This is a genomic window from Accumulibacter sp. (genome assembly GCF_036625275.1).
Taxonomy (GTDB): domain Bacteria; phylum Pseudomonadota; class Gammaproteobacteria; order Burkholderiales; family Rhodocyclaceae; genus Accumulibacter.
On sequence record NZ_JAZKUD010000044.1, the window covers coordinates 14,068 to 36,635 of the forward strand.

Below are 22,568 nucleotides of genomic sequence, written 5' to 3' on the forward strand. Positions count from 1 at the left end.
CGCTGACGCGCAGATTACATTTCGGTCATTTTCACCGCAAGGCTGATCATACGGCACAAAATGCGCCATGGGCAGGGATGGGCAATGGAGAACGGCGATGAAGATCCTGGTCGTGGAAGACGAACCGAAAACGGGGACTTACCTCAAACAGGGATTGCTCGAGGCGGGTTTCGTGGCTGATCTGGTGAGCAACGGGCTGGACGGCCTGCACCTCGCTTTGACCGAAGCCTACGACCTGGTGATTCTCGATGTCATGCTGCCGGGAATCGACGGCTGGCAAATTCTGCAGGGCATCCGCAGGACAGGCAAGGACATGCCGGTCCTTTTCCTGAGCGCCCGCGACGCGGTGGACGATCGGGTCAAGGGATTGGAACTCGGCGCAGATGACTATCTGGTGAAGCCGTTCGCCTTTTCCGAGTTGCTCGCCCGCGTCCGAACGCTGTTGCGCCGAGGCAGCAAGGTCAGGGAATCCGGGTTGTTGCGCGCGGCGGATCTGGAACTCGATCTGCGGCGCCGACGCGTGACCCGGTCGGGCCGGCGAATCGATCTGACCGCCAAGGAGTTTGCCTTGCTGGAGTTGCTGCTGCGCAGGCAGGGCGAAGTCCTGCCCCGTTCGCTGATCGCCTCGCAAGTCTGGGACATGAACTTCGACAGCGATACCAATGTGATCGAAGTGGCGATCAAGCGCCTGCGGCTCAAGGTGGACGAGGGATTCGACGACAAACTGATCCGCACGGTGCGCGGCATGGGCTACGTACTGGAGAGCGGCGAGTGAAGCCGGTCCGTCGGCAATCGATCAGCTTCCGGCTGACCCTGCTGTTCGCGTCGGCGTCCACCCTGGTCTTGCTGCTGCTCGGCGTCCTCATCGCCGACTCGGTCGAACGACATTTCGAAGAACTGGACATGGAGATTCTGACCGGAAAGTTGCGGTTGGCTCGGCATGCCCTCGAGAAAGTCCGCTCCACGGCCGACCTCGCAGTCATGCCGCAGCACTTCGAGGATTCCCTGGTCGGCCACCCTGGGCTTGCCGTGGTCGTCGTCGCGCCTGATGGCCAGACGCTGTTCGCCACGACTGGCGCCGAGTTTCCGAGCACTCTTCTGGAGCGGGGCGTCGAGCCCGCTTCCCGGCATCCGGTGCATTGGAAGACCCGCGACCAGCAGCCTTTTCGCGGCATCTCCGGTCTTGCCCGGACGAACATCGAGGGCGCGCCGCCGGCACTCGTGGCCGTGGCGATAGAGATCTCGCACCATGAGCACTTCATGAGCGACTTCAGGACCACCCTGTGGTCGTTCATGGTGCTGGCTGCCCTGTCGATCGGGCTTCTCGGCTGGATCGCGGTGCGCCGAGGGCTGGCACCGTTGCAGGCGATCAAGCGCGAGGCGGCGGCGATCACCGCGCAGCGGCTGAATGCCCGCTTGCCGGTCGATTCCATTCCGATCGAACTGGATGCTCTGGCCCGAACGTTGAACGACATGCTGGCCCGTCTGGAGGAGTCCTTCCTTCGCCTCTCGGACTTTTCTTCCCACCTGGCGCACGAACTGCGGACACCGGTCAGCAATCTGCTGACCCAGACCCAGGTGATGCTTTCCAGAAACCGGACACCCGAACAATACCAGGAGGTTCTGGCCTCGAATGCCGAGGAACTCGAACGCCTGTCGCGAATGATCTCGGACATGCTCTTTCTGGCCAAGGCCGAAAACCGGCTGATCATTCCGCACCGGGAAGCCGTCGATCTGCTCACCGAAGTGAACGGGCTGTTCGAATTCTACGAGGCCTTCGCCGAGGAGAAGAACGTTTCCCTCTCCTGCTCGGGCAGCGCCGTCGTTTCGGGCGACCGGCTGATGTTGCGCCGGGCCATCAACAATCTGCTCTCGAATGCGATCCGGCATACGCCCACAGGAGGAAGGATGGCCGTGCGTCTGGAGGAACCGGGCGAAACCTGGGTACGGCTGTCTGTCGAGAACACCGGCGAGACGATTGCCGCCGAGCACTTGCCGCGACTGTTCGAACCTTTCTACCGTGCGGATTCCTCCCGGCAACGCTTCAGCGACGGCGCCGGGCTGGGCCTGGCGATTACCCGTTCCATCCTGCGTGCCCACGGGGGGAGCGTGGAGGTGCGTTCGACAAGCGAGCTGACCGTCTTCCAACTCAACATTCCCCGCTGACTCATGGGGTAAGCGGCTCCGCCAAGAGGTCTCGCCAAGGGTTGACGCTTGCGACGGTCTGCGTGCATTTCTGATCTTTGCCACGAGAGAGGAGAGCCATGATGAAGCCCGGCCGTTGCTCAATGCCCATCCGCCGCTGCCGTGGCCATCGGCGTAAACCGGGCCTGCAGGGTCTTTCCATCCGGGAAGCTGACCGAGACGACGACCTTCATCTGTGGATCCGAGGCGTATTGGCCGACTCCTGCCAGCTTGTTGTCGCCGGCCGGTGTCAGCGCGACGGTGCTTCTCGCTTTGCTGGCGAGGAGGGTGGCTGTGCCGGTGGTGCCCGCCGCGGAGACCTTCTGGTCACCGTGGTCGGTGAGATAGACCGCCACCGGTTTGTCTTTGCCTTCCTTGTTGTCGCTGACGACGACCAGTTCGAAATGGTAGCTGCCGGCCATGCGCAACTGGCCGCCATGGGTTCCCTTGACCTTGTCGAGAGCGGCATCGTCGTGGGCGAACACGCTGTTGCCGACGAACAGCCAGGCGGCAGCCAGGGTCAGCCTGGAAATCAGGATTGTTTGCATGGACTTTTCCTCATCGGGTGGACTCAAAAAATATCTTGCGCCTTTTCGGCGAGCAAGCGTTGCAGGGGCTTCTCGCCGAACCACCAGAACAGCACCGGCGTCAGCAAGGTATCGAGCAGCGTCGAACTGATCAGGCCGCCAAAAATCACCACCGCCACCGGATGCAGGATTTCCTTGCCCGGTGCGTCGGCGGAGAGCAGCAGGGGTGTGAGCGCGAAAGCGGCGACCAGCGCGGTCATCAGCACCGGGGTCAGGCGTTCGAGCGAGCCGCGGACGATCATCTTTCGCCCGAAAACCTCGCCCTCGAAAGCGCAGAGGTTGATGTAATGACTGATCTTGAGAATGCCATTACGGATGGCGATGCCGGTCAGCGTGATGAAGCCGACCAGCGCGGCCACCGATAGCGCCTGCCCGGAAAGCCAGAGCGCCGCCACCGATCCGACCAGTGCCAGGGGTACATTGCCGAGGATGATCCCGGTCAGTACCGCCGAGCGGTAGCGGCTGTAAAGGACGAGGGTGATCATCGTCAGCGAAACCAGGGCCAGTACGGCGATCAGCCGGGTGGCTTCTTCCTGAGCCTGGAACTGCCCTTCGAGCAACGGGAAGTAGCCTTCCGGCAGTGGCTTGCGGTCAATCTCGGCGCGGATGTCGGCGATGATCCGGCTCATGTCCGAACCGTCGGTGTTGGCCGAAATCAGGATGCGCCGGCGAGTGTTTTCGCGGCCGATCTGGTTGGACCCATCACCATCCTCGATCGCCGCCAGGCGCGACAGCGGCACCCAGCCGGTCGGCGTCTCGATCAACAGATAGGACAGCTCGCGCTCGCTGCGGGCATTTTCCGGCAGGCGCAGCGTCAGATCGAAACGGCGATTGCCTTCGATCACCTGACCGAGGCGTTCGCCGGCCAGCAACTGTTCCAGACGCTGCAGCAGTTCGCCGGCAGCGACACCGTGGCGGGAAGCCGCGTCGTAGTCCAGATGGATCTTGTACTGCGGGATCAGCACCTGTTTTTCGATCTGCAGATCGGTCATCCCCGCGATCCTGCCCAGACGATCCTTCAGATCCGCTGCCAGGTCACGCAGGGTGTCGAGATCGTCACCGAAAATCTTCAAGGCAATCTGTGCCCGCACACCAGAGAGCAGGTGGTCGAGGCGGTGGGAAATCGGCTGCCCGACGTTGACCACCGCCGGCAGCACGGCCAGGCGCTGCCGAATGTCGGCAATGATCGTCTCCCGCGCTCGCCCGGATCCCTTCAGATCCAGCTCGATCTCGGTGTAATGAACCCCCTCGGCGTGCTCGTCGAGTTCGGCGCGCCCGGTTCGACGGCCGACCTCGGCAACCTCCGGCAGGGTGAGCAGGATCCTTTCCGCCTGTGTTCCGATGCGATTCGCCTCGGCCAGCGAGGAACCGGGGTTGAGCACCACATTGACCGTCAGCGTGCCTTCGTTGAACGGCGGCAGAAACGATTTCGGGAAAAAGGGGATCGTTGCCAGTGCCGCCACGACGGCGATCGTCGCGCCGGCCAGCAACACCCGGCGACGCTCGAACGACCAGTCGAGCAGGCGTTCATCCCAGGCCTTGAGTCGCATCACCAGCGCATTGTCGCCGTGGTCGATGCGTTTCATCCTTGGCAACAGGTAGTAGCAGAGTACCGGCGTGAGGGTCATCGCCACGACCATGCTGGCCAGGATGGAAACGATGTAGGCGACGCCGAGTGGGGTGAATAGCCGGCCCTCGATCCCCGGCAGGGCAAACAGCGGAATGAACACCAGCACGACGATCAGCGTCGCGTAGACGACCCCCGAACGGACTTCCTTCGAAGCTGCAGCGATGACTTCGAGTGCCGTTTTCGGATTGGCCAGGGTGCGGTTCTGGCGCAGGCGGCGCAATACGTTTTCGACATCGACCACGGCATCGTCGACCAGTTCACCGATGGCGATCGCCAGCCCTCCGAGCGTCATGGTGTTGATCGACAGGTCAAAGTGGCGGAAGAGCAGCGCCGTCAGCAACAGCGATATCGGGATGGCGGTCAGCGAAATGAAGGTGGTGCGAAAATTGCCGAGGAACAGGAAGAGAATGATCGCGACCATGATCGCGCCATCGCGCAGCGCCTCGGCGACGTTATTGACCGAAGCCTCGATGAAGTTGGCCTGACGAAAGAGGAACTGCGGTTTCTCGACCCCTGGCGGCAGGTTCCTGTTCATCTCGTCGAGGGCTTTCTCGATGGCGCGGGTCAGCTCGATCGAGGCCGCCGATGGCTGTTTCTGGACCGAGAGGATGACGGCGGGTCGCCCCCGGAAACTGCCATCGCCGCGTTTGACCGCCGGCGCAAAGCCGACCGCCGCCACCTGCCGGAGCAGGATCGGCTGGCCGTTGCGCGTCGCCACCGGCTGGTTCTGCAGGTCTTCGAGGCGGGTCGTTCGGCCAAGGTTGCGGATCAGGTATTCGCGCCCCCCGGCATCGACAAAACCGCCGGCGGTGTTGCCGCCAAAGTTTTTCAGCGCCGACTCCAGTTCGCCGAGCGTCACACCGGTTGCCTGCAGGCGGACCGGGTCCGGCTCGACCCGATACTGCCTGACCTCACCGCCGATCGGAATCACCTGCGAGACGCCTGGAATGGTCAGCAGTCGCGGGCGCATCACCCAATCCGCGTACTCGCGAACCTGCATCGGGCTGACCTTCTCGGGGTCGGCCGGCAGGGCGATCAGCAGAATTTCGCCCATGATCGACGAAATCGGCCCCATCTGTGGGACGACGCCCTGTGGCAGTTGTTCGCGGACCAGATTGAGTCGCTCGGCAACCTGCTGGCGGTTGCGGTAGAGGTCGCTTCCCCACGCGAACTCCACGTACACCACTGACAGACCGATTCCCGACACCGAGCGAACGCGCGTCACGCCAGGCATGCCGTTCATCGCCGATTCGACGGGAAAGGTCACCAACTGTTCGACCTCTTCCGGCGCCATGCCGCCGGCTTCGGTCATCAGCGTGACCATCGGCTTGTTGAGATCGGGAAAAACATCGACGGGCATGTGGCGAACGCCAAGGGCACCGTAGAGGATCAGCAGCAGCGAGACGCCGAGCACGAACAGGCGCTGCTTGAGGCTGCTGTTGATGATCCGATCGAACATGGCAGACCTTAACGAATCTGCGCCAGCGACGCTGCGCCCTGGACGACGACCCGTTCACCGCCGTCGAGGCCGCTGCTCACGGTCACCGACTGGCCATCGAGCGGCGCGACCCTGACTTTGCGCGCGACAAAGCTTTCGGGGCTCTGGTGCACCCAGACCACCCTCTCGTTGGCCGCATTGCGCACCACTGCGGCTGCCGGGATGGCGACTGCGGACTCGCGAGTGCTGATCTGGGCCAGGACCTTGAGCGTCTGGCCGACGGCGATTGCCGGCAAGCCGCCGCTTTTCGGCCAGACGACGCGGAACCATATCGGCATCGCCTGTTCCCTGAGGCTGCGACCGACGCCGACCAGAGCCAGTTCGAGGACGCCACCGGCCACCGGCGCGGTGGCTCTGGCCAGGCCGTCGAGCAGTAGCGGGTCGTAGGCCAATGCCTCGACGGCCAGCCGTTGCGGGTCGATGACCTCGAAAACCAGCGCGCGTGCATCGACCACCTGCCCGACGGAAGCGTTGACCGTGCCGATGACGCCGCTGACGGGTGCTTGCAGCGCCGCGCGGGCCAGACTGCCGCTGATGGCGCTTTTGCGCGTCTTGATCGCCTTGAGTTCGATCTCGGCTTGCTCGATGTCCTTTTGCGGGACGCTGCCTGCGAGTTGCCGCAGGCGCGCCAGTCGATTTTGCAGAACCGCTTCCTGACCGACGATGTCGGCCAGCGCCGACTGCTGCGTGCCGTGTTCGATCGCGGTCGTTGCGGGTTGCAGCCAGGCGAGGATCTGCCCCTTGCGCACCTGTTGGCCGAGGACCGCCAGTCCATTCGGGCCGGCCTCGATGCGCCCGCTCTGGAAAGTCTGCACCCGCCCGCCGGCATTGGGATCGGCCACGACACGGCCATTGAGTTCCACCACCCGCGGAAATTCTCCCTGACGCGCGATCGCGGTACGCAGCGCCCACTGCCGCTGCACCGACTTCGGAACGAAGACGCGGCCATCGGGCAGGCGCAGGACGGGTTCTTCGAGCACGATCCGGCCTGCGGTACGGACTTCGCTCACCGGTACGGCGGTGGCTGGGGCCGGCTTGTCATGGCCATGCTCCTCGCCGCCGTGCGCCCAGACCTCGAAGGCGAGGGCAGCGAGCGCAACCAGGAAATGGCGCGTCTGCTTCGTCGAATCAAACATGCCGGGCGGCTCCTTCATTTCGATGGGCGATGCAGACGACGCCCGATCACCATGCCGGAAAGGATCAGGAGCAAAATGCCGGCAATCCACCACCACTGGCGATCGCCGTGGCTGTCGGCGGACGCGGCCGGGACTTTTTCCTCGACCAGCAGATCGGCAGAGAGCAGATCAGCGATCTGTCCCGCCTGAACGGTCATCATCAGCGAGTATTTGCCGGCCTGCGCGAGGGCGGGGGCGGATAACCCATAGACGCCGTCGGCGAGGTTCGTGGCGACGCCTTTGATCCCTTGCCCTTCGACTTCAATCTGCGCACCCTGAATCGGCGCATTGTTGTCGGCGCGGTCGAGATAGATCACCAGCTCCTCGCCGGCAAGCACGCCAACCATTTCCACTTCCTCGCTGCGCACCTCGAAGCGCGGTGCAATCCGGACATCGGCAGGCCTGGCGATTGCACCGTGGTCATGACCTTCGTGGGCGAGAAGCGGCCAGGAGATCGAGAACAGGACGGCGGCGGTGACAGCCCGCAGGCCGGTCGAATTCGGGAAGAGCAAAGCAGGGGTCATAAGGGGATTCCTCTGGCCTGATTCAGGTTGGCCTGGGCGGCGCCCAGACGGGCGCGGCTGCGGGCCAGCTCGATACGCGCTTCGTTGGCCTGCGACTGGGCGCGGAGCAATTCAACGAGCGCGCTTTCGCCCAGCGCGAAGGATCTGCGGATCAATGCCAGCCGCTCCGTGGCGGCTTGCGCCCGCGCGATCGCCTGTTCGGCGCCGATGCGCGCGGCTTCGAGTTGCGCTTCGGCTGCGCGCTGTTCGGCTTCGATTTCGGCAAGCAGCCGCCGATACTGAGCGTCGGCCTGAGCCAGCGAGGTGTTGGCGCTGGCGATCAATGGCGCATTCCGTACCTCGACGGCCAATGGGATGGTGATCGCAAAACCGATGCTGTCGCGCGGGGTGGACCCGCCTGACTCACGATCCCGACGATATTGCAGCCCGATGCTGGGCGGCTCGCGGCGCGATTCCCGCGCCAGCCGGAGTCCGGCGCGAGCGCGCTCGACCAGGGCCAGACCAGCGGCCAGGCGGGGATGGGCGGTTCCCGTGCCGTCAGGCATGATCGGCTCCTGCGGATCGTCCGGCAGTCGGTCGCTGCCGGTCAGCACACGGTAGCGCTGTCGGCTGCGGACTGCCCGCGACTCGGCATCGGCCAGGACAGTGCGTGCGCTGGCGGTTTCCTGTTTCGCCAGCAGCAGATCGGTGCGGGCAATTTCTCCGACCTTCAGCCGCCTGCTGACATCGGCTTCCAGTTGCCTCGCTGTCGCCAGATTTTCTGCGGCAATCTCGACCTCGCTGCTGGCCAGGTAAAGCGTCCACAGCGTCTGGCGCAACTCGCCGGACACGGCCAGCCTGGTCGCTTCGATGGCGCGTTGGTTTTCTTCGCTGTCGGCCTCGGCAAGCGCCTGACGGGCGGCTTTCTGTCCGGGTAGCCAAAGCGGCAGCGAAACGTTGATCTCGCTTTCCCGAGTGCCCAGATTGTCGTTCCAGCGGTCTGTTCGCTGGAATGCGCCGACGGTCGGCGCACCAGGAAACAGGGATTCACCGACTGTCCGGCTGGCAGCGGCTTCCTCGCGTTTCGCCTCTACCGTTTTCCCCTCGGGAGAATTGGACCACGCTTTTTCGAAGACTTCGCGCAAGCTGTCTGCATGCGCCGAAACCACTGCGGCTGCCAGCAAAACGCTCAGAACTGCCGCGTGAAAGGGTGCCTTGGTCGGTGGTCGATGGTGATTCATCGGGCACGCCAGTCAGAGTCCAGAATGCTCGGGATGCTAGCGAACGCTGCCCAACAGAAAGCTGACTGAAAGATTACAAATCCGTCATCTGGTGTAACCGGAGATCATGGAGTGGTTTCGAGAGAGGTGCCATCACGACGATGACCCGTTTCATCCTGCGTGCCCACGGGGGCAGTGTCGACGCCCGCTCCAGCAGCGGCGTGACGGTGTTTCGGCTGGACATCCCGGCTTGAGCCAGCGATTCGTGCGGGTGTTGGCCATTCTGCGCGGGTCATCCTGCCTGGGGGCAAGGTCGCTGCCGGCAATTACGCGTGCCAGGCGGCAAGCCGGGGCGTGGATGGTGCCGGGGGTGGTGAGACGTGGCTTTTTTCGGCCTGCTTTTCCGCTGTGCCTCGCAATACGCGTTGCCCTTGCATGCCTGATGTCTGCGAGAGCCCCGGCAGTCGGGCGTTTTGCGGGCATCAGGCATGCGTGCCTCCTCGTCCCGAATCCAACTGGTACTACGCCGCTGCCACACGGTGTCGAGCAGTGGTCTCATTGTTTGGCGCTTCGGGAAAATTTCACACGCCTGGCGATTTCAAGAACGAGATCTCTGAAGTCGTCGTAGCATTGCTGCACGTTGGTCTGGTGTGCACCGATCGCCCCGTCCGAGGCACGCAGCGCGAACATCGGCTTGCGCGACTCCATTGCCATGGGCATCAGGCTGCGGTAATGCTTGATGCGTTGAATCTGTTGCGGGTCCGGCGTTGGCCCCGTTGGTCCGACTTTTTCGTCAAGCACGCTTTCCCGATAGGCGTGCGGCAGCCGCGCCTGCCATTTGGCGTAGGCTTGGGTCGGTCGCCCGAGCCGCTCGGCGTGCTGCATCAGAACATAACCGACAGCGGCCATCTCGCCGCCAGGCTGCTCGCCCAAGCTTGCCGAAGCCTTGGGCCTGGCCTGTAGCCAGGTATCGCGCCAGAGCCGGAGTGTTGGCCCGAGGTTTTTCAAACCCTGTAGCGAGAACAGATCGGGGGCGACCGGAACCACGACATGGCTTGCCGCCACCAGCGCGGCGCGATTGATCGCACCCAGATTGGGGCCGACATCGATCAGCAAGACATCCGCCTGATGGCGCCCGGCCGCTTCTTTCATTACCCGCCAGAACGCCGTGGTGACGCGGAACGCGCGCTCCCGTCCTTCCAGACAACGCGGCCACTCGGTAGAAAGATCATCCTCTATACGTGACAACGCCAGGTCCCCGACAATCAGGCCCAGCGCATCCGACAAAGGCTCGATATGGGCGGGCCGAATGTCCCCGGTGCCGCCGAACAGGGGTTCGACCGCCCCAAACAGGGTTTCCCGATGCGCAACGTCCGGCCACAATGCTTCCAGACGATCTTCGTCCAGAGCCATGATCGACAGGTTTGACTGTGGATCGAGATCGACAGCCAGTACACGGTAGCCCAGCTCGGCAAGCATCCAGGCCACGTGATAGACCAGCGAGGTCTTGCCCACGCCGCCCTTGTTGTTGAAAAACGCGATGCTGATCATGGCCCCTCCCTGTGGATCAGGGCCGCGACCACACCAGGTTGCACCTGAAACGACAGCCGCGCACCGAAGTGCTTTTTAGCAATGGCGATGCCCGCGCCAAATCGCTGTACATACCCCAGCGCCCGCAGTGCCTCAGCCAGATTGGGATTGCGGTAATCCGTGACGCCGGGCTGGCCGAAGTTCTCTACCGTCACGCTGCCAAACGGTCCGCCGGGATTGTGGATTTCGATGCGGTCATCGAACCAGTACACCCGCACCGGCGCATTCGTCGCCTCGTAGCTGCGGTGCATGCAGGCGTTGCGCACCAGTTGCCGCAATGCAACGAGAGCATAGTCCTCGCCAACCGATTCCCTATCGACGCCAGCGAAATCTACTCGGCGGCGGTTATGGGCTTCGAGTTTTTCCTCCAGGCGTCGGATCTGGTCGGCCACCGTGCCGTGGATGACCTCTTCATCCTGTACCGGGTCGGTGAGGTCGGTTCCAGCAATGCGCAGGAACTGGGTGTAGGCGCCACCGATCCAGTCGGATGGCAACTTGCCACACACCAGCAGTCCCAGTACGGTGGGTACCGCTTCATTTTCGGCGGCGATCAGCTTGGTTGCGGCGAGCTTTTGCTCAAAACTGCGCTCATTGGCCAGCAGAAGATCGCGCGCCACGAGCGAGGGCAGATACTCCTGCTCGAAGCGCAGCCGGTCGATCTCCTCCAGCGTGGCACCCGAAACGGGCTGCACATCGAACGGTCGATCACGATGACGCCGCCGCTCGTTGAGGATGCGCTCGTCCTGGGCGCTGGCCAGTCCCCGGCGCGGCCCCCAGCGTATATGGATACGGCCCTTGTAGCGCACCGGAGGCGTGTCGCAAGGCCACACGGTGATAACGGCGAAGTCCGAACTGGCGAGACGACGTTTTTCCACTAGCAGCGTTGGCGGTGGTGCAATGTTGCCATCGGTCTTGATATCGGCCAATTGTCGTAACAACTCATCTGTCACCGCAAAATCGGCGGCGGGTGTGCCGTCATCCGTTGCGCCGATCAAAATGGCTCCTGGGCTGCCATGCCCGGCGAGGTCGTTGGCGAAGGCGCATACCGCCTCACGAACCTTGTCCGGCGCAGAGCCCTTGAAGGATTGCTTGCGCTCAACCCGGTCTGATTCCAGATCCCGCAACAAGGCCACAAGCTCGGCATCAATGAAAGCGGTCATCAGTCGTACTCCTCAAACAGCGAGCCTTGGGTCGGCTTGACCGCCTGGCTTGCCGCCCACGCGTTGTAGATCGACACGGCGCGCGAGACCGTGTTGCGGCTGGCCTGATCCGAGCCGTTCCTGTGCAGCCATTCGAGCAGGGGTTTGGGCGCCACATGCGGCTTGAAGTGAGGAGGTTCCCTCGGTTTTTCGTCTGCCAAAGGGCAAGCTTCATGTTACCAGTTTTTCCTGATGCTGCTCTTTGATCCCGTTCACCAGGAACTGAATCGGCGATCTTCGTGATCATCGGCGTCCATGCAATTGCCCCGCTCGAAATTGCAAGGTTCTGGCAAGACGTGAGATCATGCGTTCAATGATGGATGACAAAAGAGGGGGGGGCGCATGACCTACCATTCCCACGCTACCCAACACCCACGGCTGAACGACCAGGGCAAGCCCATCATCATCAGCAAGCCGACGATACCTAGCGCTCCGGAAAGCTGGGCCGACCTGAAGGCGGTGGCGGTGTTTGTTCCCGATGCAAGTGAACCGGCCGCCATGAATGGCGTTGCGTTCGCGCCCTGGACAGATCACCTGATCGATGACGATATGTGGAGGTACGTCGACGGCCAAATGGATGACCTCGACGAGCCGGTCATGCGCTTTGATAAAGATCGCCGTCCACTGTCGGCTGGGAATCGCAAGCCGTGTGCCTCGTCCCGAGGACAATGCTCGATCAGGTTGCCATCCACCGGAACGACAAGGACATCAACGGCCTGCTCAAAGCGAGCACCCAAGGAGTTTGACAGGTGGCGTTGCTGTTCGGGCAGCTGCTTGTCGACCGTCGATCAATCCACGTGACCTGGCTGCCAGCGATTGCGCGCACCCACCGCGTGCCGCAGGGCAGGCAGCGCGGAACCAGGCCGAAGAAAAAAGAGTGAATGCTTTGGACTTCGCTACCCTCGATGCCCTGCGCACGCACCACCCGGCGTGGCGGCTGCTGCGTTCGGAGCACGCGCCGCTGGTGGTGAGCTTTCTGCAACGAGTGTTCGTGGCACCCAATGTACGCGTGATGGCGGCGGCGGACCTGGCCGAGGCGCTGGAGGATGAGCTGTATGCGTTGCGCCTGTACCTGGGGGAAACCGCCTTTCCAAAGCCAGCCCTGGACTATCTGAACGACTGGGCCGCACCCGACAAGGGCTGGCTGCGCAAGTTCTACAAGCCTGGCACGGACGAAGCGCAATTTGACCTGACGTCCGCGACCGAAAAGGCCATTGCCTGGCTGGCACAACTCTCCGAGCGGCAGTTCATTGGCACCGAGTCGCGCTTGCTGACGCTGTTTGATCTGCTCAAGCAGATGAGCGAGGGCAGCGAGGCCGACCCGGCCAGGCGCATCGCCGAGTTGCACAAGAAGCGCGATGACATCGACGCCGAGATGGCGCGGGTGCTGTCGGGCGATATGCCGCTGCTGGACGACACGGCACTCAAGGATCGCTTTCAGCAATTCATGCAGGGCGCGCGCGAGTTGCTCATGGATTTTCGTGAGGTGGAGCACAATTTCCGCCAGCTCGACCGGCGCGTGCGGGAACGCATTGCCCTGTGGGAAGGCAGCAAGGGCGCGCTGCTGGAAGAGATCATGGGCGAGCGCGAGGCGATTGCCGATTCCGATCAGGGCAAGAGTTTCCGGGCGTTCTGGGACTTTCTGCTATCCAGCCGTCGGCAGGAGGAATTGACCACCCTGCTGGATCGCGTACTTCAGCTTCCCGCCGTGACGGATCTGAAACCCGACAGCAGAATGCGCCGCGTCCATTATGACTGGATGGAAGCTGGCGAGCATACCCAGCGCACGGTGGCCGCCTTGTCGCAACAGTTGCGGCGCTTTCTCGATGATCGGGCCTGGCTGGAAAACCGCCGGATCATGGACATCCTGCACGGTATCGAGAGCAAGGCGCTGGCCCTGCGCGGGTCACCACCGCCAGGCACGGTGATGGAGATGGCCGAGGCGCGGGCCGACATCGAGCTGGCGATGGAGCGCCCCCTGTTCACGCCGGCAACGAAGCCGGTCATTGCCAATCTGGCCTTGCAGGCGGGCGATCAGGATATCGATCCTTCGGCGCTGTTCGATCAGGTGGTCGTGGACAAAACGCGCCTGACACGTCACATCCGCCACGCCTTGCAGGACCGGGCGCAGATCACGCTGCGCGAGCTGGTGGTTACCCAACCCTTGCAACAGGGGCTGGCCGAATTGGTGGCCTACCTGCAACTGGGCAGCGGGACATTCGGTACGGTGGTCGATGAGGACACGCCAGAACCCATCCGCTGGCAGACGTGGGCAACCGATGGTCAGGAAATCACCCGCATCGCGCGCCTGCCACGGGTGATTTTCATGCGCTGAAGCACAACAGGATGGCGGGGCGAGGGATGGAAGAGCAATACTCAGGAAGCGACGAAGCACGCGCCGTAGCGCCCGCGCCCGTTGCAGATTTGTCGGTGTTGCTGATCAGCTTGCTCAAGAGTGTGCTGTATCGTGATGGCGATGAGCGTCAATGGGCGGCACTATTGAATCTGCAGGTTCAGGTGCGTGACTACGCGGCGGTACTGAACCTGGATCTGGTGCTGGACGAAGCAGAAGGCCATGCCTTTTTCAGAAGCCGGCCGGAACCTGCCGATGACGACCCCGCACCCCGCTTGCCGCGTCTGGTGGCGCGCCGGCCCCTGTCCTTTCCGGTGAGTCTGTTACTTGCGTTGTTGCGCAAGAAACTGGCCGAATTCGACGCAGGGGGTGGTGATACACGCCTGGTACTCAGTCGTGACGACATCGTGGAACTGGTGCGGGTGTTCCTGCCCGATGGTCCGAATGAGGCCAGGCTGATCGACCAGATCGAGACCACGATCAACAAGGTGGTCGAGCTGGGGTTTCTGCACAAGCTCAAGCCTGCCGGTGGTGCTTCGGCTGGCGCGACGAGCTACGAGGTGCGGCGCATCCTGAAGGCCTTCGTCGATGCTCAATGGCTGGCCGAATTCGATGCGCGCCTGGCCAGTTACCAGTCACAACTGGCGGGCGTGACCCCTGCCAGGGAGGGGACAGACCATGAATGAGCCGCAATCACTGGGTCTGGACTTCGTGGCAGATGACGCGCTGTCGGGCTTTCGCCTGACTCGTCTAGAAGTGTTCAACTGGGGTACCTTCGACAGCCGGGTGTGGACGCTGCAACTGGATGGCAAGAATGGCCTGCTCACGGGAGATATCGGCTCGGGCAAATCGACGCTGGTGGATGCCATCACCACCTTGCTGGTGCCAGCAAACCGGATCACCTACAACAAGGCGGCGGGCGCGGACAGCAAGGAACGAACCTTGCGCTCTTACGTGCTCGGTCACTACAAATCCGAGCGCAACGAAATCACAGGCGCGGCCAGGCCGGTATCGCTGCGCGACCAGAATAGTTACTCGGTCATTCTGGGCGTGTTCCACAACGCGGGCTATGACCAGACGGTGACGCTGGCGCAGGTGTTCTGGATGAAGGACGCGCAGGGGCAACCGGCGCGGTTCTTTCTGGGTGCCGAACGCGGGCTGTCGATTGCCTCCGATTTTGCCCACTTCGGATCGGACATTGCCCAGTTGCGCAAGAGGCTGCGCAGGCTGGGTGCCGAGCTGAGCGACAGCTTTCCGCCCTATGCGGCCTGGTTTCGCCGCCGTTTCGGCATCGACAACGAGCAGGCGCTGGAGCTTTTTCACCAGACGGTCTCGATGAAGTCGGTAGGCAACCTGACCGATTTCGTTCGCAACCATATGCTGGAACCCTTCGAGGTGGCGCCGCGCATTCAGGCCTTGATCGGGCACTTCGACGATCTCAACCGCGCCCATCAGGCGGTGCTGAAAACCCGGCAGCAGGTCGAACGGCTCACTCCACTGGTTGCCGATTGTGGTCGCCACAGTACGCTGGTGACTGAAGTCGAAGCCCTGCGCCGCTGCCGGGAAAGCCTTCGATCCCATTTCGCCGGCTTGAAGCGGGGCTTGATCGACAAGCGGCTGGGTCTGCTGGCCGAGGAATGGGGTCGTGTGGATGGTCAGCTACGACGGCTCGATGTCCTCCATGAGGAGCAAGGTCGCCAGGTCGATGAGCTGAAGCAGGCGATCAACGACAACGGCGGTGACCGATTGGAACGTCTCGCCGCCGAGATTCGCAAGAGAGAACTGTTGCGGGATGCGCGCCAAGCCAAGGCCGGGCGCTACCGGGAGTTGGCAGGCGTGTTGGGCCCAGTGGCGGTGGATGCCGCCAGCTTCGCCGCGCAGCGAGGGAAGTATCAAAGCTGGCGAGAGGAAGCGCGCAATCGCGATGCCGATCTACAGAACGCCCTTACCGAACACGGCGTGACCTTGCGTCAGGGCAAGCAGGAACACGATCGGCAAAGCACCGAAATCGAAAGCCTCAAGCGTCGCCGCAGCAACATTGATGATCCGCAGATCCAGATCCGCGCCGCGCTCTGTGCGGCGTTGAACATCGATGTCGATGAGATGCCCTTTGCCGGCGAGCTGATCCAGGTGCGTGTCGAAGAGCGCGATTGGGAGGGCGCAGCCGAACGTCTGCTGCGGGGATTCGGCCTGGCGCTGTTGGTCCCCGATGCCCATTACAAGACCGTCGCCGAATGGGTGGATGCTGCCCATCTGCGCGGTCGTCTGGTGTACTTCCATGTGCGGCCGCGCAAGGCTGGCGAATTGTCCGATCTGCACCGGGATTCGCTGCTTCGCAAGCTGGCCATCAAGCCTGATTCCCCGCATTACGACTGGTTGGAACGTGAGCTTGCCCATCGTTTCGACGTGGTCTGCTGCGCCACGCAAGAACAGTTTCGCCGGGAGACGCGGGCCATCACCCGCGCGGGCCAGATCAAGGATCCGAGCGGCCGACACGAAAAGGACGACCGCCACCACATCGATGACCGGAGCCGTTATGTCCTGGGCTGGAGCAACAGCGCCAAGATCGCCGCACTGGAAAACAAGCGCCGTCAGCTTGAAACGCGGCTGGGTGATGTCGGCAGCCGGATCAGTGAGATTCAGAAGGAACGCAACGGACTGACGAGCCGTCTTGATGCGCTGATTCGCCTGGAAGAATTCACCGCGTTCGAGGAGCTGGACTGGGCCAGCGTTGCCACCGAGATCGTTCAACTGACGGATGAGCGGAGCCGGCTGGAGTCGGCGTCGGATGTCCTCAAGCAGCTCAATGAAAACCTGCGTGAGCTGCAGAGGGCGCAAAAGGACACGGGTACGGAGCTGCAAGGTTCACGCGAGAAGCGGGCCAAGCTGGAACAGCGCCGCTCGGATGCGCAGGAACTTCGACAACAGACCGAGCTGCTGTTTGCCGGCTCGGTCGTCGATGAAGCGCTGGCAGCGACCCTCGAAGTCATGCGCGCAGAGGCACTGGGCGAGCATCAACTGACCGTGGAATCCTGCGACAACCGCGAGCAGGACGTGCGCGGCTGGTTGCAAACCCGGATCGACAACGAAACCAGGAGCATGAATCGGCTGGCCGAGAGAATCATCAAGGCCATGGCCTCCTTCAAGGAGGCGTTCAAGCTTGAAACCGCCGAGATCGATGCCAGCCTGGAAGCGGCCTTTGAGTACGAGAACCTGCTGACGCAACTGAACCGGGACGACCTGCCGCGCTTCGTGGCACGGTTCAAGGAACTGCTCAACGTCAACACGATCAACGAGATCGCCAACTTCAACGCCCAACTGGCGCGCGAGCGTGAAACCATCAAGGAACGCATTGCACACATCAACAAGTCGTTGGGCGAGATCGACTACAATTTGGGGCGCTACATCGTGCTCGAGTCGCAGCCCAGTCCGGACGCGGAGATCCGGGATTTTCAGCAGGAGTTGCGCGCATGCACCGAGGGGGCCGTGACGGGGTCGGATGATGCTCAGTACTCCGAGGCCAAGTTTCTGCAGGTGAAAGCGATCATCGACCGTTTCCGCGGGCGCGAGGGCCTGTCAGAACAGGATCGCCGCTGGACCGCCAAAGTGAGCGACGTGCGCAACTGGTTCCTGTTTGCCGCCAGCGAGCGTTGGCGTGAGGACGGCAGCGAACACGAGCACTACTCGGATTCTGGCGGCAAGTCGGGAGGGCAGAAAGAGAAGCTGGCGTACACCATCCTGGCTGCCAGTCTGGCATATCAGTTCGGACTGGAATGGGGCGCGGTGCGCTCGCGATCTTTCCGTTTCGTGGTCATCGACGAGGCCTTTGGTCGTGGTTCCGATGAATCCACGCAATACGGCCTGAAACTGTTCCGGCAGCTCAATCTGCAACTGCTCATCGTGACGCCGCTGCAGAAGATTCACATCATCGAACCGTACGTATCCAGCGTCGGGTTTGTACACAACGAGGGCGGGCGAGCCTCCAGGCTCCGCAATCTTTCGATCGAGGAATACCGGGCGCAGAAGGCGACGATGGCTTTGCAGACCACCCAGGTGTTGGCGCAGTGACGTGGACCGGCGCAAAGGAATTGAAGGCACAACTGGAGCGACGGTGGGAGCGCGGCGAACTCCTGCGCGACGCGGTGACGGGCAATGCTCGCTTTCCTTTGCGCCTGACGCTCAAGTCCCCCTGTTCGGCTGACATCACGGATCGCTTTGATGCTGTTCGTGCCTGGGCCGCTGAATTGGCGGCCACGGATTCCGTGTGTCTCGAATGGCAGGAGGTTCGTCACCGCGTTCAGGGGGTGCAAAAACTGCCTGCCGCCGCCTGGATCAAAACCCGGGAGGATGTGTTGACCTGGCTGGGCAAGCGCCGAGAGTGGGCTCGCTTTTCGGCACAGGTCTCGGCAACCCGGCAAACACACTCCGCCTTGCTGCCCTGGCTGGAAAAGCGTCCCCTGCAGGCACTGGCACTGTCCGCCGAATGGCCCCGATTGCTGGCAGTCGTGACCTGGCTTGTCGAGCATCCTCGCCCCGGCATTTATTTGCGGCAGGTGGACCTGCCGGGCATGCACAGCAAATTCATCGAAGCACATCGCAGTGTGCTCGCCGAGTTGCTCGATTTGGTACTGCCCGGAGACGCTGTGGACCTCGGCAAGACGGGTGTCAGCCAGTTTGCTGCCCGTTACGGGTTTCTGGAAAAGCCGGTACGTATTCGCTTTCGGATGCTTGATCCGGCGAATCATGCAATACCCGGCTCGGTATGCCCCGACGTGACCCTGGATGCCGAAAACTTCAGTCGTATGGAATTCGCTGTGCGGCGCATGTTCATCACCGAAAATGAAACCAACTTCCTGGCATTCCCGCGAGTGCGTGATGCCATGGTTATTTTTGGTGCGGGTTACGGTTGGGATGCGCTGGCCCGCAGTCATTGGTTGAAGAACTGCTCAATCCATTACTGGGGCGATATCGATACCCATGGCTTTGGCATCCTGGATCAGTTGCGTGGCTACTTCGGTCACGTCGAGTCGTTCCTGATGGACCAGGAGACCCTGGATGCGCATGCCCCAGTCTGGGGGTGCGAGGACAAGCCACTGTTGGTGGACCTGCACAGACTGACGCCCGAAGAGAGTGCACTCTACGACGCACTGCGCAACAACCGCATCCGTGCGAGACTTCGGCTGGAGCAGGAACACATTGGCTTCCATTGGCTGGGCAATCGCCTTGAACAGCTTCTGTACGGGAGCAGCGGCGCCAATCCATGCCCCGTTCGACAAGACCATTCCGGTTCACGAACTGAGTAGCGCCGCAACCGCCATCGGATTGGAAGGGAAATAGAAATGGACGTAGGAGGCGGTCAGGCGACCCTGACGGTAGATCGCCTCGCCGGCCCGACCATCGGGTCTTTGCGCATGACAGAGCGGCGGCAGGGGCGTTTCACTCTTTGAATAATGAAAGGTATGGCCCTGGAGACGGCCTTCGGGCAGGACGGCGGATTGCATGCCGAGCGCCGTCAGGCACTGCTGCATGACCGCATGACCCGGCAGCAGTCCGGCGAAGGCATGACTGACGCCGGCCTTGTCGGTCACCGATTCAAACAGGCTCATCATGCCGCCACATTCGGCGAGCACCGGTTGACCGGCTTCAACGTGACGACGCAAGGCAGTCCATAGCGCGGTGTTCCTGGCCAGAGTCGGCGCGTGCAGTTCGGGGTAACCTCCCGGCAGCCAGACCGCGTCGCAGGCCGGCAGCGGCTCGCCGGCCAGCGGCGAGAAGAAGCGTAGCGCTGCGCCGAGTTGCCGCAAGGTTTCGAGGTTGGCCGGGTAAATGAAACCGTAAGCGGTATCGTGGGCGACGGCAATACACTGACCAGCCAGACGTGGCGGCACGACCGGTGCCGGCGCCATGGCGAAATTGACCGTGGGTGGCAGGTCGACCGCCGTCGTGGCTGCCAAGGCGTCAGCGAGGAGATCCAGTCGTGCTGCCAGATCGCCCACTTCCGCCGCCTGCCACAGCCCCAGGTGGCGCTCCGGCAAGGAATCGTCGGTGCGTGGCAAGGCACCGAACCAGGCGATACCAGCGGGCAGGCTGTCGCGCAGGAGTTCGGCGTGACGTGTGCTGCCGACCCGGTTGGCCAGGACACCGGCGAACGGCAGGCCAGGCTGGTAGTTGGCCAGTCCGTGGGCAATGGCCCCGAAGGTCTGGGCCATTGCCCGCGCGTCGATCAAGGCCAGCACCGGAATACCGAAGAGGACGGCCAGATCGGCTGCCGATGGCTGGCCATCGAATAGACCCATCACGCCTTCGATCAGAATCAGGTCGGAATCTGCAGCGGCGCGTGCCAGCCGCCAGCGGGCATCGCTTTCACCGCACATGCCGAGGTCGAGGTTCTGGCAGGGCCGCCCGCTGGCTACCGCATGGATCTGTGGATCGAGGAAATCCGGCCCGCATTTGAAGACCGTCACCCGCCGTCCCTGGCGGGCATGCAGGCGGGCGAGGGCAGCAACCATGGTCGTCTTGCCCTGTCCGGAGGCCGGCGCGGCGACGAGCAGGGCCGGGCAGTCAACCCGGCTGGCCATCACCATTCGAGTCCCGGCATGGCTTTGACCCCGTTCTGAAAGGCATGCTTTTCCATGCCCATGTCGCTGACCGTATCGGCTGCATCGCGCAGTGCCTGCGGTGCCGCCCGGCCAGTGACGATGACGTGTTGTCGGGCCGGGCGGCTGCGCAGCACGGCCAGGACGGCTTCGAGGTCAAGCCAGCCGTATTTGAAGGCATAAGTCATTTCGTCGAGCACCACAAGCCCGACGCCGGGGTCGCCGAGATGTCTGCAAGCGACCTCCCAGGCCAGCCGGGCAGCCGCAGCGTCGCGCTCCCGGTCCTGGGTTTCCCAGGTAAAGCCCTCGCCGCCGACATGCCAGGCAACTTCCGGTTGCATCCGGAAAAAGGTTTCTTCACCGCAACCGGAACGACCCTTGACAAACTGCACGACCGCTACCCGCATGTGGTGTCCCAGGGCGCGCGCGACAACGCCGAAAGCAGCGGTCGACTTGCCCTTGCCATTGCCGGTATTGACCACCAGTACGCCACGTTCGACCGCTGCGGCGGCAATCTTCCGGTCAATGACCTCTTTTTTCTTTTGCATGCGCTGTTCATGGGTGATCATCAGACGCTCTTTCCGGTTGGCCACGAGGCTTCAAACAGGGGATCAGGCGCCATGCGGATAGACGCCCCGCTGCTGGATGTCGGCCTGCATGGCGGTCAATGTCGCGGTCAGGGGATCATGGCCGGCGGCATCGGTCGCTCCCCACTGCTCGTAATGGATGAGGTCGGTGATCGGCAGGCGTGGCAACCAGCCGGCCTGTTCGAGTTCAGGCTTGTCCTTGAAATGGGAAACATAGCCGATGCACAGGTAGGCCACCGGAACGATATGGGCAGGGATGCCCAGGGCTGCCTGCAGAGCTTGTTCATGGAAGATGCTGACCCAGCCGACGCCGACGCCTTCGGCCCGGGCCGCCAGCCACAGGTTCTGTACCGCACAGACGCTGCTGAACAAATCCATCTCCGGCATGTGCGTCCGGCCAAGGACGACCGGTCCGCTGCGCGTACGGTCACAGCTTACGCAGAGATTGATCGGCGCATCGACGATGCCCTGCAGTTTCAGCCGACTGTAGATTTCCCTCCGGGTGTCGGGGAACATCTGCGCGGCTTCGGCGTTGGCCTGCTCGAAGAGGCCATGGACCCGTCGTTTGACCGCTTCGGAACGGATCAGCTGGAAGTTCCAGGGTTGCATGAAGCCGACCGAGGGCGCATGGTGCGCGGCCATCAGGATGCGGCCCAATACGGCGTCAGGCACCGGTTCGGGAAGAAACTGCCCGCGTACATCGCGGCGACTGAAGATCGCCTGGTACACCGCTGCTCGTTCGACATCGGCAAAAGCATGCGCTAGCGGCACTTTTAAGTTTTCCATGGATTCCCCTTCTGGAAAGACACGGACTGCCTGGCCGTGCAGCCGTATTGCGTCTCCTGGCCGGTCTTCTGACTCGGACTCAACCGTTGCCGCGCCTTCCCGACCGGGTTTTTCCCGATCAGTGGCCTTCTGCGACGAACGTCCTCCTTACAGCGCTGGGCACGTGGCGGATTGGCACCGCCTTCCCGATTCTCTGGCCAGCAAGGCTGACCAGCACCCGGAGACTCCTCTGCCTGAAATCATTCAGACATCGCCGATGGTGCCATAAGCGCGCAGACTTTTCATCATTCTTTCCTTCGTCTCCTTCGTCAGGGGTGTTGACTGACCAATCGGCCGCTGATAAAATGCTCCCTCTTCGCTGCACATGGTTTCGGTTCGGTAGAAAATAGCAATACGACTTCTTGGCATGAAGCGTGCGGAGAAAAAATATGGGGGACTTAATCGACCCCAATTACGGTCGCGGGGTGGAGCAGTCTGGCAGCTCGTCGGGCTCATAACCCGAAGGTCACAGGTTCAAATCCTGTCCCCGCAACCAGCTCTTTAAAAACAGGACAACCGATAGGTGTGGGTTCTTGTTCCGGGTCGATCTGCGCGAGCGGAGAGATGAAGGATAGAGAAGGGCTCGCACTGATGGAAGAAAAGCTATTGATCTGGAGGGAT

Annotated in this window: 18 protein-coding genes, 1 tRNA gene and 1 riboswitch; of the genes, 8 read left to right on the top strand and 11 right to left on the bottom strand. The window is 62.5% G+C overall.

Annotated features, from left to right (window positions below; translation table 11 throughout):
* Positions 1-97: 97 nt before the first annotated feature.
* Both V5B39_RS13835 and V5B39_RS13840 read left to right on the top strand, forming a co-directional pair.
* The gene (locus V5B39_RS13835) at positions 98-775 is read left to right on the top strand and encodes a heavy metal response regulator transcription factor (RefSeq protein ID WP_332343470.1); all 678 of its coding nucleotides are present in this window, start codon (positions 98-100) and stop codon (positions 773-775) included.
* The gene (locus tag V5B39_RS13840) at positions 772-2,166 is read left to right on the top strand and encodes a heavy metal sensor histidine kinase (protein WP_332343471.1); all 1,395 of its coding nucleotides are present in this window, start codon (positions 772-774) and stop codon (positions 2,164-2,166) included. The genes V5B39_RS13835 and V5B39_RS13840 overlap by 4 nt, the downstream gene beginning before the upstream one ends.
* 119 nt (positions 2,167-2,285) lie before the next feature.
* Here V5B39_RS13840 and V5B39_RS13845 read toward each other — a convergent pair whose 3' ends face one another.
* The 8 genes from V5B39_RS13845 to V5B39_RS13880 all read right to left on the bottom strand — a co-directional run bounded on the left by V5B39_RS13845 (position 2,286) and on the right by V5B39_RS13880 (position 11,702).
* Positions 2,286-2,732, bottom strand: coding sequence for a hypothetical protein (locus tag V5B39_RS13845; RefSeq protein ID WP_332343472.1), 447 nt, complete (start codon positions 2,730-2,732; stop codon positions 2,286-2,288).
* Between the two features lie 23 nt (positions 2,733-2,755).
* Entirely contained in the window at positions 2,756-5,860 is a 3,105-nt protein-coding gene (locus V5B39_RS13850) for an efflux RND transporter permease subunit (RefSeq protein WP_332343473.1), read from the bottom strand.
* 8 nt (positions 5,861-5,868) lie between these two features.
* A complete protein-coding gene (locus V5B39_RS13855; RefSeq protein WP_332343474.1) occupies positions 5,869-7,035 on the bottom strand; it encodes an efflux RND transporter periplasmic adaptor subunit in 1,167 nt (388 codons plus the stop codon).
* Positions 7,036-7,049: 14 nt separating this feature from the next.
* Positions 7,050-7,598 carry a hypothetical protein gene (locus tag V5B39_RS13860; RefSeq protein ID WP_332343475.1) on the bottom strand — a complete coding sequence of 183 codons (549 nt, stop codon included), beginning with the start codon at positions 7,596-7,598 and terminating at the stop codon, positions 7,050-7,052.
* Positions 7,595-8,818: a TolC family protein gene (locus tag V5B39_RS13865; RefSeq protein ID WP_332343476.1), complete on the bottom strand. Its 1,224-nt coding sequence runs from the start codon at positions 8,816-8,818 to the stop codon at positions 7,595-7,597. The genes V5B39_RS13860 and V5B39_RS13865 overlap by 4 nt, the downstream gene beginning before the upstream one ends.
* A 534-nt stretch (positions 8,819-9,352) precedes the next feature.
* The gene (locus tag V5B39_RS13870) at positions 9,353-10,348 is read right to left on the bottom strand and encodes a ParA family protein (RefSeq protein ID WP_332343477.1); all 996 of its coding nucleotides are present in this window, start codon (positions 10,346-10,348) and stop codon (positions 9,353-9,355) included.
* A complete protein-coding gene (locus V5B39_RS13875; RefSeq protein ID WP_332343478.1) occupies positions 10,345-11,547 on the bottom strand; it encodes an ATP-binding protein in 1,203 nt (400 codons plus the stop codon). Before V5B39_RS13875 ends, V5B39_RS13870 begins: the two co-directional genes overlap by 4 nt.
* Positions 11,547-11,702, bottom strand: coding sequence for a hypothetical protein (locus V5B39_RS13880; protein ID WP_332343479.1), 156 nt, complete (start codon positions 11,700-11,702; stop codon positions 11,547-11,549). Before V5B39_RS13880 ends, V5B39_RS13875 begins: the two co-directional genes overlap by 1 nt.
* Before the next feature lie 226 nt (positions 11,703-11,928).
* Here V5B39_RS13880 and V5B39_RS13885 point away from each other — a divergent pair, with 226 nt between their 5' ends.
* The 5 genes from V5B39_RS13885 (at position 11,929) to V5B39_RS13905 (ending at position 19,242) form a co-directional block, all read left to right on the top strand.
* Positions 11,929-12,387 (top strand): hypothetical protein, encoded by a 459-nt coding sequence (locus V5B39_RS13885; RefSeq protein ID WP_332343480.1) that lies wholly within the window; start codon positions 11,929-11,931, stop codon positions 12,385-12,387.
* A gap of 85 nt (positions 12,388-12,472) precedes the next feature.
* Complete coding sequence (locus V5B39_RS13890) at positions 12,473-13,921, top strand: DUF3375 domain-containing protein (RefSeq protein WP_332343488.1); 1,449 nt, start codon at positions 12,473-12,475, stop codon at positions 13,919-13,921.
* Between the two features lie 26 nt (positions 13,922-13,947).
* A complete protein-coding gene (locus V5B39_RS13895) occupies positions 13,948-14,625 on the top strand; it encodes a DUF4194 domain-containing protein (RefSeq protein ID WP_332343481.1) in 678 nt (225 codons plus the stop codon).
* Positions 14,618-18,007, top strand: coding sequence for an ATP-binding protein (locus tag V5B39_RS13900; RefSeq protein ID WP_332343482.1), 3,390 nt, complete (start codon positions 14,618-14,620; stop codon positions 18,005-18,007). The genes V5B39_RS13895 and V5B39_RS13900 overlap by 8 nt, the downstream gene beginning before the upstream one ends.
* Positions 18,004-19,242: a DUF3322 domain-containing protein gene (locus V5B39_RS13905; protein ID WP_332343483.1), complete on the top strand. Its 1,239-nt coding sequence runs from the start codon at positions 18,004-18,006 to the stop codon at positions 19,240-19,242. The genes V5B39_RS13900 and V5B39_RS13905 overlap by 4 nt, the downstream gene beginning before the upstream one ends.
* Here the strand turns inward: V5B39_RS13905 and V5B39_RS13910 are convergent.
* The 3 genes from V5B39_RS13910 to bluB are packed head-to-tail and all read right to left on the bottom strand — an operon-like array spanning position 19,228 to position 21,908.
* Positions 19,228-20,517: a cobyrinate a,c-diamide synthase gene (locus tag V5B39_RS13910; RefSeq protein ID WP_332343484.1), complete on the bottom strand. Its 1,290-nt coding sequence runs from the start codon at positions 20,515-20,517 to the stop codon at positions 19,228-19,230. The two genes, V5B39_RS13905 and V5B39_RS13910, sit on opposite strands and share 15 nt — an antisense overlap.
* Entirely contained in the window at positions 20,517-21,104 is a 588-nt protein-coding gene (gene cobO, locus V5B39_RS13915; protein ID WP_434735697.1) for a cob(I)yrinic acid a,c-diamide adenosyltransferase, read from the bottom strand. The genes V5B39_RS13910 and cobO overlap by 1 nt, the downstream gene beginning before the upstream one ends.
* Before the next feature lie 42 nt (positions 21,105-21,146).
* On the bottom strand, positions 21,147-21,908 hold the full coding sequence (bluB, locus tag V5B39_RS13920; protein ID WP_332343486.1) for a 5,6-dimethylbenzimidazole synthase: 762 nt from the start codon (positions 21,906-21,908) through the stop codon (positions 21,147-21,149).
* 41 nt (positions 21,909-21,949) lie between these two features.
* Positions 21,950-22,144, bottom strand: a riboswitch (cobalamin riboswitch).
* A 222-nt stretch (positions 22,145-22,366) separates the two neighbouring features.
* On the opposite strand from bluB, the gene V5B39_RS13925 reads away from it, so the two are divergent.
* Positions 22,367-22,443, top strand: a tRNA-Met gene (locus V5B39_RS13925).
* Positions 22,444-22,568 lie beyond the last annotated feature (125 nt).